This window comes from Pseudoalteromonas sp. NJ631 (assembly GCF_000276645.1).
Lineage (GTDB): Bacteria > Pseudomonadota > Gammaproteobacteria > Enterobacterales > Alteromonadaceae > Pseudoalteromonas > Pseudoalteromonas piscicida.
In genome coordinates this window covers 460,598-474,597 of the sequence record NZ_AKXJ01000002.1, presented here as the reverse complement: position 1 = coordinate 474,597, position 14,000 = coordinate 460,598, and the positions used below count along the sequence as shown (strand labels likewise).

Here is a 14,000-nt window from a genome sequence, read left to right as displayed (position 1 = left end):
CTAAGATAAAATAAATTCTACACCGTAGAATTTATTTTATCTTGAAATGGTTTAGGGTTCAATCGGAGTATAAAATGGCAAACATCGTCTATATTGGGGCAAGCCTAGACGGCTTTATCGCGGATAAAAATAACTGCTTAGACTGGCTACACGAATTACCTAACCCTGAGGGTTCAGACTTTGGGTTCGCCGATTTTATGGCCCGCGTAGATGCCATCATCATGGGACGTAATACCTTTGAGACAATCCAAGGATTTGATTGCGAATGGCCATATAATAAACCTGTTTTTGTATTAAGTAATACGCTTAAAGATGTACCAAAAGTCTTTTCAGATAAGGTATCGCTTGTGCGAGGTGAACTAACAAATATCGTCAAACAACTGGCTCAGCAGGGCTTTAAAAACCTTTACATTGATGGCGCAAAAACCATACAAAGCTTTCTTCAACAAGATCTCATTGATGAGCTAATTATCACGACCATTCCAACTATTTTAGGTGGTGGAACACCTTTATTCGGAGAATTAAACGAACCGCTTAAATTCAAACATGTGAATGCGGTGAGATATTTAGATTGCGTGGTAAAAAATTACTACGTACGCCAAAGATAACCCTAAGAAGGCGCTTAAAATAAGCGCCTACAGTATGCAACTAAGCGCACTGCTTACCTTCTGACGTAGCTTCCATATCTGCATGCTTTAACTGACATAAGTCACGCCAAAGCAGAGGGATGATAATAACGGTTAACGTGATGTTTGAGATAGGTACCGCAAACCACACCCCATCAACACCAAACCAGAAGGGCAATAAATATAAAAACGGCAATTGCACCAACATGTTTCCAAGCGAAATAGCCAACGCTTTACCGCCTTTGCCTACCGCAACAAAGTACATTGAGGTAAGAAATATAAAGCCATCCAAGAATAACGTGGATAGATGCAGCTGCAAACCACGCTCGGCCGCGTTGAGCAAAGCCAAATCCTCACTGAAGAGCCCAAGTACATCCGTCGGAAATAGGTAAAACATCGTTACCATCACTACACCAACACCCAAGCTCACTTTGAGCGCCAGTTTAAATATAGTGTGAATGCGCTGGTAAAGGCTTGCTCCATAATAATAACTGATAGGCGGCTGGACACCATTCGCTACGCCTTCTGCGATAAAATAGTAAATAACGCCAAGGTAACCAACCACAGCGAAGGCCGCCACCTCAACTTCACTGGCAAATATCAGCAACTGCTTGTTATGTAACGCAACGATAAAGCCAAAATACAAAAACATCACCAATCCTGCTGCGCCTTGCTTCAGTATTTCTAGGGCTAGGAGCTGATTAAACGCACCTTTGGGTTTATTTGCTTCACCAGAAGTGAGTAAAAAGTAGAGCGCTGCAAGTGCGACTATCCCTTGTGAAATCAGCGTAGCAAGTGCAGCACCGGGCAGCTGCCATTGCATTTTCACAATCATAAAATAATCGAGCATTATATTGCTGAGCGCCCCTACAATCAGTAAAGCCGTTGCCACTTCTGGCTTACCGCTGTTTCTTAGTAGTAACGGCAACGCACCTGCCGCAATGGTAACCCCAGCGCCCCAATTTAATACCTGTAAGTAGGCCAAACTGGAATGTAAAAGCTCACCCGATGCACCTTGAAGCTCGAGCAAACCCGGTCCGAATAATATAAGGACAGTCATTGCAACCACAGTCAAGATAGCGATGAGCCAAAAGCTGGTGCTCATCAGCTGCTGCACACCTGTATTGTCGCCAGCGCCACAATAAATCGACAACAAACTGCCAGATCCCATCCCGATTAAAACGCCAAAACCAATAATGATCCCTATAATGGGCCAAACAAGGTTTACAGCAGCCAATCCCTGAGCACCAAGGTAGTGACCAATAAAAATACCATCGACGATTTGGTACAATCCATTGACCATCATTGCGACAACGGCAGGGATGGTATAACGCCAAAAAGTACGGGTAACGTTGGCGTATTTAGCATGTGCTTTGTTCGCAGAATCTAACAGCATAATGAAATCCTTAAACATGAAAAGCCGTTATTATCCTTGTAATTGAGATTGGTCAAAGTTAGTATCCATCCGAAATTCGGATAGGTTAAATCATCATGCATTGGACACTCGATCAACTTGAAGCCTTCGTCACCGCCGTCAGGTTGGGGTCATTTTCAGCTGCGGCAAGACACTTAGGAAAGGCACAATCTCGAGTCAGCACCGCTATTGCCAATTTGGAAGCCGATCTAGGCTTTGCACTTTTTGACCGCTCCGCCAGACTGCCAGTGTTAAATCAAGCTGGTCTCGATCTGTTGAAAGAAGCCGAAGCGGTGCTCATGCAGTGTCAGCGACTGCAATCAAGAGCCAATTCTCTTAATAGTGGCGAAGAGGTGTCTCTCACCGTTGCCATGGATGAAGCAGTGCCCATTATCGCATTTGAATCTTTATTTGAACGATTAGCTCAGCAATTTCCGTTATTAAAATTAGCCATTATTAATGGCTCTCAAGACGACATTGCACAATGGGTAAGCGCAAAAAGGGCAGAAATAGGCATTTTATTTCACCAAAAACCATTGCCAGAATCGCTGGATTTCACTTCGATAAACAGCTTTAAACAAATCTTGATCTGCTCCCCTCACCACCCGCTGGCACAACATTCTGCTCCAAGCATTGAGGAGCTAAATCGACATCGGCAGCTCGTAATACGCGACCGCATTGGTAATACTCAATCACAAGCTATATCCACAAGCCACTGGCACATTGACAGTTACTATTACATCATGGGTTTAGTCATTAGAGGCGTTGGGTGGGCATTAGTACCTGAACATGTTGTCAACACACCGTGGTATATGGGAGAACTATTCGAGCTATCAACCGAGCATATCCCCAACCCTCTAGTCGTCGAAATGGGCATAGTGCAACGCAGAGATCAAAGCAAAGGCCCTATTGTGCAGTGGCTTTATAACGAAACAGCTAACTTATTCTGAGTAAACCTATACTGTCAAATTAAAGCCATACAGGCTCTGCATAGGCTGGTATTTTTTCTACACTGATGGTTAAATTGATCTGTTTTGGATAAATTTCCTTTTAGCAAACACCAGTAACAAAAGTTCACATTTACATAGTAGAGTGGAATTAATACTGAGAACCAATTTAGGAGCACGTAGTTTTATTGTTTAAGACTGCAGTTAGGATACATTATGTTTGATAAAAATACGCTTATTGAAGCCTACGAAAACGTTTTAATTACGCTCATTAAAAAGCGTATCAACGAGTTAAAATTTTATGTAAATCAAAGTACTTATTCTCATATGTCGTTATCTGTTGAGTTTTGGCATTACGATGTAAATTGGAATATCTACAGCCTGCCCGAAAGCCGTTTCGAACAGCATAAAAACGTTGCTTCAGACGAGTTTATCATCTTGTCTGACTTTGAAGATGATTGTCCAGAAGTCAGTAAACTGAGAGACATTTTCGAGAGCTGGGAAGATATAGAACTCGTTGAAGACGAGGACGAGAATATGGATCTGTTGTTCAAGCTATCTCATGAAGCGCTCGCCGAGGCACTATGCGGAAACGAAGTAAAACCACTATTACTAGACATCTTTGCTGAGAATAAAGCGCTTAAAAATAAACCGCTTAACGAGCTTATCAAAGTAGAAGATCCTGACGGACGCTTTGATATCAACTTTGTAGAAGCTGTTGCTTAGTAAGCCGTCAAATAAGCCTAGATCATATGTTTACCAGACTACTTTAAGTAAGCCCCGTAAAGGGGCTTTACACGCTAGTTCATCTCACGCGCCTTTGTGATTGCAGCTTGAATGGCAGCTTTGGCCTGTGGGCTGTTTTTCCAACAGGTTGTTCGCAACATTGAAGCGACCCGCTCAGAAATTTCTTCAACTTCATAAGTTGCAAGCTCGCTCAAACTGCAAATACCGATTTCTTCAAAACGCTTTATCACCGTAGGGCCGACTCCTTTGAGGGCCAGTAAGGTGTTTTTTTCACTTTCAGAGAAAACCATAATTCAGCTATCCTTTTCTTTATCAAAACAGTCAACATTAGCGCGATAATATTGAAATTCTATCACTATCTTGGCTTGAGAAGTCTGGATCAACATAAATATGCATTCTTGTGATCAAGCTATCAGAGAATTCGAACACACTACAAAAACGGCCAGATGAAATTTGATTATCAGGCCAGTGCGTACCATTACGCATCACACCGCCTTCGCGCCCTTCAACAACAACAGTTTTTCCAGACACAATGAAATTAAAATGCACAATATCGTGCCAAATACTGTTGAGTGAGCTGCCAATTTTATCGCCAAACTCAAGTAATGCTTGCTTACCAACAGCGTCACCAAACTTTGGAAAAAAGAAAATCACTTCATCATGAAATAAGTCTAAATAGCTTGAATCTCCAGCATCAATCTTTTTAAAGTACTCAGTCACCAATTCAATTAAGGTATTTTTATCCATCGTGTTTTCTTCCTAATCCTTTGCAATTAATTTGTTATCTCACTCTCTTAATTAGGGCAAAAAAAGTAAAAACAATATAGGTAACCTGAACTCGGGATAACAACTTGTTCTCTAGCTGCTGTTATCCCTTACTACTGCGTTAAATTTGCTTGCAATAGGCTAGCTATTGACGCACAAATTTGCCTTGTATTAAGAAATAACTTCTGGCTAGAGTGATATTACGCTTTTGAACTTAGGTATTTTAGTAGCTTAACTAACTTCTTATCCCGAGTTAAGGTTAGGTAATCTCAATGGAAGAATTTGCGGTGCAAGGTTTAAAGTTAGCATTGTAGATTCCTCGTCCATAAAGTAATTAACCTTATTTAATGCAATCAGAATACGCAAAATAACATTAAATGGCGACAACCAGCCCCAGCTTGCTTTTCTCAACACAAAGCACGCATTGTATACCTCGAGAGGGAATGGTAACTTATTGATGAATTTACGTTTAAATTTATTGAAAGAGAGCTCAATGTTCAAGCTAAGATCGTTCCAAGCCAATGATGTTGACAACATGGTCGTGATTTTGAACGATCCCGATGTCGTTCGGTATTTATCAACAAAAATTCCGCAACCTTACACTGAGCAAGATGCTATGTGGTGGGTAAATGAAGGCAGTAAACACGGATATGTCCGAGCGATTTGCGATGGTCAGCAGCTTATCGGCTGTATAGGTATTACCCCTGGCGAGTTTGAATATCAGCGCTCTGGTGAAATAGGCTATTGGCTCGCAAAAAGCCATTGGCGTAAAGGGATTACTCATAAAGCCATTTTACACATTACCTCAGAGGTATTTAACGCGACCAGTATTGAACGGGTCTTTGCCGCCGTGTTTGACGACAATCATGCATCAATGAAGCTACTAGAGAAGTCAGGTTTTGAGCAAGAGGCGGTGTTAAAACGCGCTATATTCAAAAATGAGCGTTTCTACAACAATCACATTTTTGCCTTATTAAAGCCTTAAATGAGCGGTTGCTTAGTACAACCGTAAGTAGGCTACTCAAGCAATCAAGTGGCTCCGTATTAACCTAGACCAAAGTCAGCGCTATCTCTAGCGACTCAATCTGCTTTTTTAAGCTTGGATTAATTTCTTCATCGGTAATAATTGTGTCAATTTCGTTAGCTGTCACAATCTGATAAGTAGCGACTTTATCTAGTTTATTACTCGGTCCCATAATCACAGTGTGATCGCTTTGACGAATAGTCGCAGAGAGGATCTCCGCTTCTTCGATATAGCTTGCACTAAAACCGTGGTGAATATGGAACGAGCAAATCCCCATAAAAACAATATCAAAACGGATCCGTTTCACCATTTCGATCGCCGTCATGCCTACCACCCGCATTGCTGGTTTAAACATAGGGCCGCCCAATAAAATCACATCCACCAGCGAATGATAAGCCAACTCTTTGGCGATCAGTGGACAACCCGTAACCACAGTCAACGGCATATTTTTAGGTAAGTGTTGTGCCAAATAACGGCACGTCTCGCCAGAATCAATCACTATCGTTTGTCCAGGCACGAGCATCGCTAAGGCAGGTTCAATATAACGAATTTTACTGGTATCGGGTTTATCTAAACGCTCGATATAGTCAGGGGTATTATCCTGCAGCGCTAAAGCGCCACCATGAACACGCCGCAGGAGCTTAAGCTCAGCCAGTTTGTTTAAATCCCGACGGATTGTGTCTTCGCTTACATCAATCGTTTGCGCCAAGGACACTGAGGTGATCCGCCCTTGTAAATTAAGCTGATCGAGAATGAATTGATGACGTTCTGCCAATAGCATTGCATGTTCCTGCATGTTTTTGCGTAATTTTACTTGAAAAAGATCGAGATACAAGCGTATTATTTGCATATACATGCATGATAAAGCCGATTTAATATCAATAAACGCCTGTTTATGCGTGAAATATTATCATAAGGAGTAAAAATGGCACTTAATTCACTCAACCTGAACCGTTATCAGGGATTGATATTCGATATGGATGGCACACTTGTTGATTCTGAAATTGCAGTACGACAGGCCGTCGCGCCTTGGTGTGAGAAACATCATGTCGATTTGGAAATGGTATTAACTACGGGCAGAGGTGCACGTTTCAAAGACTTTATAGAACAATTTACTCCGCATTTAGATAGCCTGCATGAAGTTGAGCTGTTGGAACAAGCAGAAGCCGACCTTGCCCATACCGTCACAGCCATTCCTGGCGCTAAATCGTTTTTAAGCGAAATAAAAGCACAGCAACGCAAGTGGGCCGTTGCAACTTCTGCAAATCGTCACAATGCAGTTGCACGACTCACCACAGCAGGTTTACCTATTCCTGAAATATTAATTACCGCAGATGATGTTGGGCAAGGTAAGCCTCACCCTGAGCCATTTTTATTGGCGGCCAAACGGCTAGGAGTGGCAACCTCTAAATGTCTTGCATTTGAAGACTCAGATCAAGGGGTAAGATCTGCACTTAGCGCTGGCTGTGACGTAGTCGTAGTTAACCGTTTTTGCACCATTCAACATGACCATATTGTTGCCCGTATCAATCACTATCAGGATATCTACTTATCAGAGGAAGTAAGCGAATGAAAACATGGCTGACAGGCTTTTATCAAACGAAAGATACCTACTGGGATTTCGCTGGTGTATTCTTCGGCGGTATCGGCTTTATCGCATTATTCGGCCAGCTACTCAGCGAACTTGAGCGCCAAGGCCCAACCAACTTGTCTTTTACGTTTTTAATCGGGTATGTGTTGGTATTTAGTTTTTGGTTGATGTATGGGCTGAGATTTCAGCGAATAGCAATCATTGTTACTAATGTACTTTGCCTACTTTTACAGATCTTAATTTTACTAACTGCCATTTTGCATTGAGTCGTTGGCAAAGCTCAACAGCTTTGCCAACCTATTTAGAATGGATTGTCATTTGATTGGGAACCCATTTACGAGCCCAGATATCAGCTCTAATTGGATCACATCACTCCATACTGCAATTTAACAACCACACACCTCAATCCAACCATAACTTAGGAGATGCTCGCTCCGATGCAATGGCAAATTGCTCAACCCAATCGATTAATCCCTCAATCGCCATTGGTTTGGCATAAAAGTATCCTTGCACATACTGACAGCCCAAGCTTTTTAAGCAATCTAGTTGTCCTTGTTGTTCTACGCCCTCAGCTATCACTTTGAGTGATAAACTCTCTGCCATCGACAAAATCGCGTTGACCAAAACGGCCGCATCTTGGTTTTGATCTATATCTTGAATAAAACCTCGGTCGATCTTTAATATATTGATGGGGAAGCGTTTAAGGTAGCTAAGAGAAGAGTAGCCAGTGCCAAAATCATCGATTGCTAAGTTGACTCCCGTTGCCCGCAGGCTTTGCAACCAAGCGGTTACGGCTTTATCATCTTCAAGTAAGATGCTTTCTGTGATTTCAAGCGTTAGGTTCTCTGGAAGAAAGCCTGATTGCTGCATGATTTGCTTAATGGTAGTGGCGTTAAAGCCAAGTCGATACTGCTGACTCGAGACATTTACCGTCAAATAACAGTTCATACCAAGCGCTCTATTTAACCTGCGAATATCATTACATGCCTTGGCAAGTAACCACTCACCAAGAGGAGCAATAAGGCCGCTTTCTTCAGCGACCGGAATAAATTCAGCAGGTGAGATATACTGGCCGAAATCAGTTGGCCAGCGCATGAGCGCCTCGACACCATATAATTTACCCGACACCGTATCGACAATAGGTTGGTAATGTACAGTTAAGCGCCGATGTTCAAGAGCAGCTCGGAGCAGCTGCTCCAGCTCAACTCGACGATTCACCTGTTGCTGCATTTCTTGCGCAAAGAAATGATATTGATTGCGCCCCGCCTCTTTTGCTTTATACATGGCTAAATCGGCAAGTCGTAATAACTCTTTTTGATCTTTTGCATCACTTGGTAAAATCGCGATCCCGATGCTTGCCCCGGTAAACACCTCAAAGCCGTTGATCACAAATGGTTCGTTCAGTGCTTTGACAATTTTATCAGCTACTTGGGCAGCATGATCCGGGTGAGCAATTTGGCTCAATAATAATACAAACTCATCTCCACCAAAGCGACTCAAGGTATCGCTTTTACGCAGCAGGCCGTTTAAGCGCTTAGCTACGGAGATAAGTAAAGCGTCTCCGGCCTCGTGACCCATGGTGTCGTTGACACGCTTAAACCTATCTAAATCGATAAATAACACAGCACTTTGATGATGAGTACGGCTCATGCGTTTAATATCTTGCTCAATGCGCTCAAGTAATAACGTTCTATTCGGCAGTCCAGTCAACACATCGTAATAGGCTTGATATTCAATCTGCTCCTCTTGCGCTTTGCGCTCGGTCATATCGGACAAAATGGCAACATATTGCTGCACTAGCCCTTTGTCATCATGCACGACACTGATTGCTAGCCACTCTGGATATAACGTACCGTCTTTACGCTTGTTCCAGATCTCACTTGCCCACTGTCCGTGCGAGTTGAGGGTGCTCCACATCTGCTCATAAAAATGTTTGTCATGCTTACCTGAACTTAAAATATTAGGTCGTTGGCCGAGCACTTCATGTTCTTCATATCCAGTAATTTTGGTGAAAGCAGGATTGACCGCAGTGATCTCAAGTTTTGCGTTGGTGGTCATGATCCCTTCTTGGGTTGCATTAAATACCGCCGCTGCGGTCTTAAGCTGTGCACTTGCGCTTTTTTGTGCAGTGATATCTTCTTTGATCGCAATAAAGTTAATGATTTCCCCTTGCTGGTTTTTAATCGGGGAAATAGATGCATACTCCCAATAGTAATCTCCAGACTTACGACGGTTGTAAAACTCACCACGCCAGACTTTGCCTTGTTTAATGGTTTGCCACAGCGCTTTGTAGTCGGTAAACCCTTGTTTGGAACCGAGTACTTTGGGTGTTTGTCCTTTCACATCCTCAAGTGAATACCCAGTAACTTGTTCAAACTTAGGGTTAACGTATTCAATGCGCGCACGAGGGTCGGTGATCACAATGGAGGAGGGGCTTTGCTCAATGGCATGGCCCCACTTGCGAAGCTCTTCTTCCGCTTGTTTAAAAAGGGAGACATTAACACTCACAAACACTTGGCCATTATTGTGTGTGTTCGTTTGTTTTACCTGTAACCAAGCGCCAGATTCGGTTTGATGCAAATTGGCGTCGGAGTTAAAAATTTCTCCAAACTGCTGCTGCCACTCTTCTAGTTTGCGTGGCATTTTTTCACTATCGGCAATTGCGAAATGATTACGCCAAGCACTGTTACAGAGCAGCAAATTGCCGCTGCGACTAAAAAGAGCAAAGCCTTCGGTTAAGCGCGCTACGGCATCGGACAAAGTTTGGCTGGTGCTCAGAATTTTATTTTTGGCCACATAAAGTCGGTTTGCAAACACAATCAAGAGCAAAAATAGCACAATGGTCAGCAGTAAGAGCAATTCACTTTGATGCTTGGTTTTTTCTATGGTTTCACTGTGGTGCTGACTATATGCCGCGTAAAGGGCTGAAAAAGCTTGGTCACTCGGCAAAGACAAAAAGCGTTGTTTTGCTTTTTTTAATTCTGCACTGTTAGCAAGAGCAACTTTAAAATGCTGATAGATAAGCTGCTCTAAGCTACTTTCTGAGCTGATGGTCAGTAAAGGCTCTGCGACAAATTCATAGAGCTGACCCAACATTAAATTAGCAAGCATTCTATTAGCGTGGGTCGCCAGTTCGGGCTCACTCTGCTCCAGCTCGATTAGCAACTCGGGGAGATAAAGCAGGCTATTTTTAATATTTGCCGCCGCAGTTTTAATGGACTCGACTTGCAATACTTTATTACTGAGTAACCGACGATAAGCATCAAATTGCTGTCGAATGTCAGGCGTGGCTTCTGCAAATAATGCATCCTGCTCTGGTGTATTCAAAGCGTCAATTGCATGCGCTAATTGCGCTAACTCATCATATTGATTGAGCTGTGCACTAAGCATTTGTAACACAGCGGCATCCAGTTTGGCATCAATACTTTTGGCTTCAAAGAGCAGGGTAACTCGTGCTTGGTGTGTTTGACTGCTGAGCTCTTGCTGCGAGTAAAAATACGCAAAAAGCGCAATTGGCGCGCACAGCAGTAACGCTTGCACACCAATGAAGGCCTTATTCTTCATTCGTGGTTTTCCAAATCCATTTCGTGGTGATGTCCTGCTAGGCTGTCAATAAAGGCAACTAGCTTGTTAATATCGGAGTCTGAGATATTGCGGCCAAGTTGGTATTTGGCCATGGTCGCAACGGCGGCTTCTAGGCTGCTATGACTAGCATCGTGAAAAAAGTATGCTTGTTTGCTAGCAAGTCGCAAGCTCGGTACTTTGAACACAAAACGATCTTGCTCATTGCCAGTGACGTTAAAACGACCATAATCCGCTTTTTGAATTGGTGTATTTCTATCGCCAAAATAATCACCAAAGGTGCCCATTTTGGCAAACATATTGCCACCAACATTGCGTCCTTGATGGCAACTAATGCAACCATACCGTTTAAATAACTCATAACCGGCAATAGCCGACTTAGGTAAACCTATGCTTTTATCTTTAAGCCATAAATCAAACGGCGCATTAAGCGTGATTAACGACCCTTCAAAAGTCGCTATTGCGTCTTTTACCGTGTGTTTCGTTACTCCCTGCGAGTACACTTTAGTAAATTGCGCGACCAGCGTTTTATCTTGATTTAACTTAGCAACGACCTCTGGCCAAGTCATATCATGCTCTTTTGGGTTTAAGATGGGTGAGTCGATTTGATCATACAGCGATTGCGCCCGGCCATCCCAAGCTTGACGAATATTTAAAGCCGCGTTGTAAACAGTTGGAGTTTTTAGCTCACCGAGTGCACCATTAATCCCACTGGAAAGGGGCTTTACATCCGCGCCATGGCTGCGTAATTGATGGCATGACGCACAGCTAACTTGGCTTCCTCGGGAAAGCCGCTTATCAAAAAAAAGTGATCTGCCTAAGGTGACTTTATCGGTATCAAGCCCTATTGCAGGCTCAAGAGGCAGAATTGGCTCATTTGCAGCTCCCAATAATGGAAACGCAAAAAGTAATAAACTCCAAATTCGCATACACTCCGCCCAAGTTGCCATCTTGGTGTAAAAGATAGCAACATTCGGCATTGCAAATTTTGATTTAAAATAAGCTTAGCAATGGAAGTTGTGTGTTTCTATTCACTCGCCCCGCACGGCTAAACTTGTCACTTCACTCAGCCAGTTATCAATTACCTCAGGAGTTGCTAAGTGCGCAGGGCCAAATAACGTATGTTGAGTTGGCTCTATACCACAAAATCCCAATGTCCCATGTTCTAGCTGCGCCATAAGCCCAGCAGCAACTTCTTCCAAATAAGTTTGCGGCGTGTCTGAGGTGAGAATGACTCTTGCGGTTTTATGCGGTAGAAGCTTTTCAATTTCAGTGCCGGCCTCACTGTATTTAAAAGCAAAGCCTGGAAGTAATGTTCTATCTATTAGCCCTTTGAGCTTGGCTGGTAACGCCAACCACCAAATTGGGCTTACTATCACAATGTGCTGTGCCCACAGTAAGTTCTCTTGGAATTGCTTGAGGCATGGCTCTAATGTTTGGCTCGCTTCATAGCCATACATCAAATTGATTTCAAAGTGCATCTCACTAAGATCCATTCTGCGTACTTGATGTTGGATGCTTGCAGCTTGCTCATAACTTGTGGTAATAGCATGGCACAAGCTTTTGGTTTTGGGATTACCGTTGAGTAGCAGTATTTTTTTCATCGTCGTTTCCTTATCACATGACTGAGAAACGAGTGTACTGTCTCCCCTTAACGGGAGAGTCAAGTTACTCTACCTGAGACTAGGATAGTTTTATCTGTGGACATTCATCAAGCGATGCGATGCAATGTTCAATACGCTGTATTTTTTGCTGAAGCTGCGCAACTTGCTCTATGAAAAATACTTTGAGTTCAACTAAAAATATGTTGATTTCGACCCAGTTGACTTGCCGCCCTTTAATCTCAATCACCTGCTGTAATTGCTTAATCGACACGCCGAGCGATTTTGCTTCTTTTATTAATAACAGCAGATCGACATCTACTTGAGAATAGACGCGATACTTACCAACACGCTCCGGGGTAGGAATAAGCCCTTTCTCTTCATAAAAGCGAATAGTCTTGACTGACAGCCCAGTTTGCTTTGACAGCTTGCCAATATACATTTTTGATTCTCCCTACTAAAAGCAAAATAGCGGTTTACAGCCTCCGAAAAAGTTGTAACTATCAACAGTAAACCAGCCACACGCTAACAAAAAGTATCGTCAAGGAATAGCAAAAGATGTATCAGTTATTTTACTACCCCCGAAATGCCAGTTGGGCACCGCATCTCGTACTCGAGCACCTACAACTAGAAAAAGAACTGCTCTTGGTCGATAGAAAAACACAACAACAAAAGTCTGCGACCTATTTAGAACTCAATCCAACAGGAAGGATCCCGACATTGGTCGACGGTGACCAAATCATCTTCGAGAGTGCAGCAATTTGTTTGCATTTATGCGAAAAGCACCCTGAAGGACAGCTTATCCCAGCGCCAGCAACCCCACAGAGAGCCACGTTTTATCAGTGGCTTTTTTATTTAACCACGACGGTTCAGCCAGAACTCATGCTGTATTTCTATCCTGAAAAATATCAGCTGTCACTAGTGAACAGCAAGACCATGTCTCAAGCCGCGGAGCAACGAGTCGGCGACATGTTTGCACTCATCGACAAGCAGTTGGCAACACACACCTACTTAGTTGATGAACAGCTCACGCTTTGTGATTATTATTTATTTATGCTGGCTCATTGGGCAAGTGGGTTTAATACTGCGCCAAAAGACTATACGCATTTGGGCCGATTTATGCGAATGATGGCACAGCAAAAAGTGGTAAAAAGAGTGTGTGAAATTGAACAAACCGATCTAAGTTTTTATTAGCATCCATTACACCAAGGAGGAAAAATGGAAACCTTAGTGAAAAACTATATCTCTGCCTACAATCACTTTGATATTCCGGGTATGCTAGCTCAGCTTACTGATGATGTCGTGTTTGAAAATCTCGCCAATGGTGAAATTACAACGCGTACAACCAGTAAAATGGAATTTGCAGAATTAGCAAATCAGTCTGCTAAGTTATTTTCCGAACGTAATCAATCTTTAACCGCCACCACGCAAGACAATGATCTGTTTATTGTTCATGTGACCTACAAAGCGAAATTAGCCCAAGACTTGGCCAATGGCATGAAAGCTGGGCAAAGCATCTCCTTGCAAGGCCGCTCAGAGTTTGCATTTCGCGATGGTAAAATTTGTTTGATAAGAGATATAAGCTAACTCCTTACTCCAACCTCGGGTTATTAATTTGGCAAAATCAGCGTGCTTTTCTATGCTAGTTTTGTCACTTTCATCATTAATTCATTTCGACCTAAGCACTATCTTGCGATCAGCCT

General features: G+C 42.8%; 16 protein-coding genes. 8 read left to right on the top strand and 8 right to left on the bottom strand.

The genetic code is table 11. The annotated features are described in order from the left end of the window. Positions 1 to 74: 74 nt before the first annotated feature. On the top strand, positions 75 to 608 hold the full coding sequence (locus A587_RS0106540) for a dihydrofolate reductase family protein (protein ID WP_017216924.1): 534 nt from the start codon (positions 75 to 77) through the stop codon (positions 606 to 608). Positions 609 to 648: 40 nt separating this feature from the next. On the opposite strand, the gene A587_RS0106535 is transcribed toward A587_RS0106540, so the two are convergent. After that, complete coding sequence (locus A587_RS0106535) at positions 649 to 2,022, bottom strand: MATE family efflux transporter (protein ID WP_017216923.1); 1,374 nt, start codon at positions 2,020 to 2,022, stop codon at positions 649 to 651. 95 nt (positions 2,023 to 2,117) lie between these two features. Between A587_RS0106535 and A587_RS0106530 the strand changes: the two genes are divergently transcribed. Both A587_RS0106530 and A587_RS0106525 read left to right on the top strand, forming a co-directional pair. After that, on the top strand, positions 2,118 to 2,990 hold the full coding sequence (locus A587_RS0106530; protein ID WP_017216922.1) for a LysR family transcriptional regulator: 873 nt from the start codon (positions 2,118 to 2,120) through the stop codon (positions 2,988 to 2,990). A gap of 213 nt (positions 2,991 to 3,203) precedes the next feature. Continuing rightward, positions 3,204 to 3,713, top strand: a complete 510-nt coding sequence (locus tag A587_RS0106525) for a hypothetical protein (protein WP_017216921.1) — start codon at positions 3,204 to 3,206, stop codon at positions 3,711 to 3,713. Between the two features lie 74 nt (positions 3,714 to 3,787). Here A587_RS0106525 and A587_RS0106520 read toward each other — a convergent pair whose 3' ends face one another. Further along, positions 3,788 to 4,024: a helix-hairpin-helix domain-containing protein gene (locus A587_RS0106520; protein ID WP_010376112.1), complete on the bottom strand. Its 237-nt coding sequence runs from the start codon at positions 4,022 to 4,024 to the stop codon at positions 3,788 to 3,790. Positions 4,025 to 4,061: 37 nt separating this feature from the next. Beyond that, positions 4,062 to 4,481: a nuclear transport factor 2 family protein gene (locus A587_RS0106515; protein WP_017216920.1), complete on the bottom strand. Its 420-nt coding sequence runs from the start codon at positions 4,479 to 4,481 to the stop codon at positions 4,062 to 4,064. Positions 4,482 to 4,992: 511 nt separating this feature from the next. On the opposite strand from A587_RS0106515, the gene A587_RS0106505 reads away from it, so the two are divergent. After that, complete coding sequence (locus A587_RS0106505; RefSeq protein ID WP_017216918.1) at positions 4,993 to 5,484, top strand: GNAT family N-acetyltransferase; 492 nt, start codon at positions 4,993 to 4,995, stop codon at positions 5,482 to 5,484. Positions 5,485 to 5,548: 64 nt separating this feature from the next. On the opposite strand, the gene A587_RS0106500 is transcribed toward A587_RS0106505, so the two are convergent. Further along, positions 5,549 to 6,304 (bottom strand): DeoR/GlpR family DNA-binding transcription regulator, encoded by a 756-nt coding sequence (locus tag A587_RS0106500; protein WP_017216917.1) that lies wholly within the window; start codon positions 6,302 to 6,304, stop codon positions 5,549 to 5,551. A 144-nt stretch (positions 6,305 to 6,448) separates the two neighbouring features. On the opposite strand from A587_RS0106500, the gene A587_RS0106495 reads away from it, so the two are divergent. Both A587_RS0106495 and A587_RS0106490 read left to right on the top strand, forming a co-directional pair. Further along, positions 6,449 to 7,096, top strand: coding sequence for an HAD-IA family hydrolase (locus A587_RS0106495; RefSeq protein ID WP_017216916.1), 648 nt, complete (start codon positions 6,449 to 6,451; stop codon positions 7,094 to 7,096). Continuing rightward, positions 7,093 to 7,380, top strand: coding sequence for a hypothetical protein (locus A587_RS0106490; RefSeq protein WP_017216915.1), 288 nt, complete (start codon positions 7,093 to 7,095; stop codon positions 7,378 to 7,380). The genes A587_RS0106495 and A587_RS0106490 overlap by 4 nt, the downstream gene beginning before the upstream one ends. 136 nt (positions 7,381 to 7,516) lie before the next feature. Here A587_RS0106490 and A587_RS0106485 read toward each other — a convergent pair whose 3' ends face one another. The 4 genes from A587_RS0106485 to A587_RS0106470 form a co-directional block, all read right to left on the bottom strand. Continuing rightward, complete coding sequence (locus A587_RS0106485) at positions 7,517 to 10,678, bottom strand: EAL domain-containing protein (RefSeq protein WP_017216914.1); 3,162 nt, start codon at positions 10,676 to 10,678, stop codon at positions 7,517 to 7,519. Next, on the bottom strand, positions 10,675 to 11,625 hold the full coding sequence (locus tag A587_RS0106480) for a cytochrome-c peroxidase (RefSeq protein WP_017216913.1): 951 nt from the start codon (positions 11,623 to 11,625) through the stop codon (positions 10,675 to 10,677). Before A587_RS0106480 ends, A587_RS0106485 begins: the two co-directional genes overlap by 4 nt. A 102-nt stretch (positions 11,626 to 11,727) precedes the next feature. Continuing rightward, entirely contained in the window at positions 11,728 to 12,300 is a 573-nt protein-coding gene (locus tag A587_RS0106475) for an NAD(P)H-dependent oxidoreductase (protein WP_017216912.1), read from the bottom strand. Between the two features lie 79 nt (positions 12,301 to 12,379). Beyond that, positions 12,380 to 12,739, bottom strand: coding sequence for a MerR family transcriptional regulator (locus tag A587_RS0106470; RefSeq protein WP_017216911.1), 360 nt, complete (start codon positions 12,737 to 12,739; stop codon positions 12,380 to 12,382). A gap of 116 nt (positions 12,740 to 12,855) precedes the next feature. On the opposite strand from A587_RS0106470, the gene A587_RS0106465 reads away from it, so the two are divergent. Together A587_RS0106465 and A587_RS0106460 are read left to right on the top strand one after the other, a co-directional pair. Beyond that, positions 12,856 to 13,491, top strand: coding sequence for a glutathione S-transferase family protein (locus A587_RS0106465; protein ID WP_017216910.1), 636 nt, complete (start codon positions 12,856 to 12,858; stop codon positions 13,489 to 13,491). A gap of 24 nt (positions 13,492 to 13,515) precedes the next feature. Further along, positions 13,516 to 13,884, top strand: a complete 369-nt coding sequence (locus A587_RS0106460) for a nuclear transport factor 2 family protein (protein WP_010376139.1) — start codon at positions 13,516 to 13,518, stop codon at positions 13,882 to 13,884. Positions 13,885 to 14,000 lie beyond the last annotated feature (116 nt).

Bases quoted from the DNA above. Each gene is read 5' to 3' on its own strand.
- A587_RS0106465 (WP_017216910.1), top strand. From the start codon at position 12,856: ATGTATCAGTTATTTTACTACCCCCGAAATGCCAGTTGGGCACCGCAT.
- A587_RS0106475 (WP_017216912.1), bottom strand. From the start codon at position 12,300: ATGAAAAAAATACTGCTACTCAACGGTAATCCCAAAACCAAAAGCTTG.
- A587_RS0106495 (WP_017216916.1), top strand. From the start codon at position 6,449: ATGGCACTTAATTCACTCAACCTGAACCGTTATCAGGGATTGATATTC.
- A587_RS0106460 (WP_010376139.1), top strand. From the start codon at position 13,516: ATGGAAACCTTAGTGAAAAACTATATCTCTGCCTACAATCACTTTGAT.
- A587_RS0106540 (WP_017216924.1), top strand. From the start codon at position 75: ATGGCAAACATCGTCTATATTGGGGCAAGCCTAGACGGCTTTATCGCG.
- A587_RS0106485 (WP_017216914.1), bottom strand. From the start codon at position 10,678: ATGAAGAATAAGGCCTTCATTGGTGTGCAAGCGTTACTGCTGTGCGCG.
- A587_RS0106500 (WP_017216917.1), bottom strand. From the start codon at position 6,304: ATGCTATTGGCAGAACGTCATCAATTCATTCTCGATCAGCTTAATTTA.
- A587_RS0106520 (WP_010376112.1), bottom strand. From the start codon at position 4,024: ATGGTTTTCTCTGAAAGTGAAAAAAACACCTTACTGGCCCTCAAAGGA.
- A587_RS0106535 (WP_017216923.1), bottom strand. From the start codon at position 2,022: ATGCTGTTAGATTCTGCGAACAAAGCACATGCTAAATACGCCAACGTT.
- A587_RS0106480 (WP_017216913.1), bottom strand. From the start codon at position 11,625: ATGCGAATTTGGAGTTTATTACTTTTTGCGTTTCCATTATTGGGAGCT.
- A587_RS0106470 (WP_017216911.1), bottom strand. From the start codon at position 12,739: ATGTATATTGGCAAGCTGTCAAAGCAAACTGGGCTGTCAGTCAAGACT.
- A587_RS0106515 (WP_017216920.1), bottom strand. From the start codon at position 4,481: ATGGATAAAAATACCTTAATTGAATTGGTGACTGAGTACTTTAAAAAG.
- A587_RS0106490 (WP_017216915.1), top strand. From the start codon at position 7,093: ATGAAAACATGGCTGACAGGCTTTTATCAAACGAAAGATACCTACTGG.
- A587_RS0106505 (WP_017216918.1), top strand. From the start codon at position 4,993: ATGTTCAAGCTAAGATCGTTCCAAGCCAATGATGTTGACAACATGGTC.
- A587_RS0106530 (WP_017216922.1), top strand. From the start codon at position 2,118: ATGCATTGGACACTCGATCAACTTGAAGCCTTCGTCACCGCCGTCAGG.
- A587_RS0106525 (WP_017216921.1), top strand. From the start codon at position 3,204: ATGTTTGATAAAAATACGCTTATTGAAGCCTACGAAAACGTTTTAATT.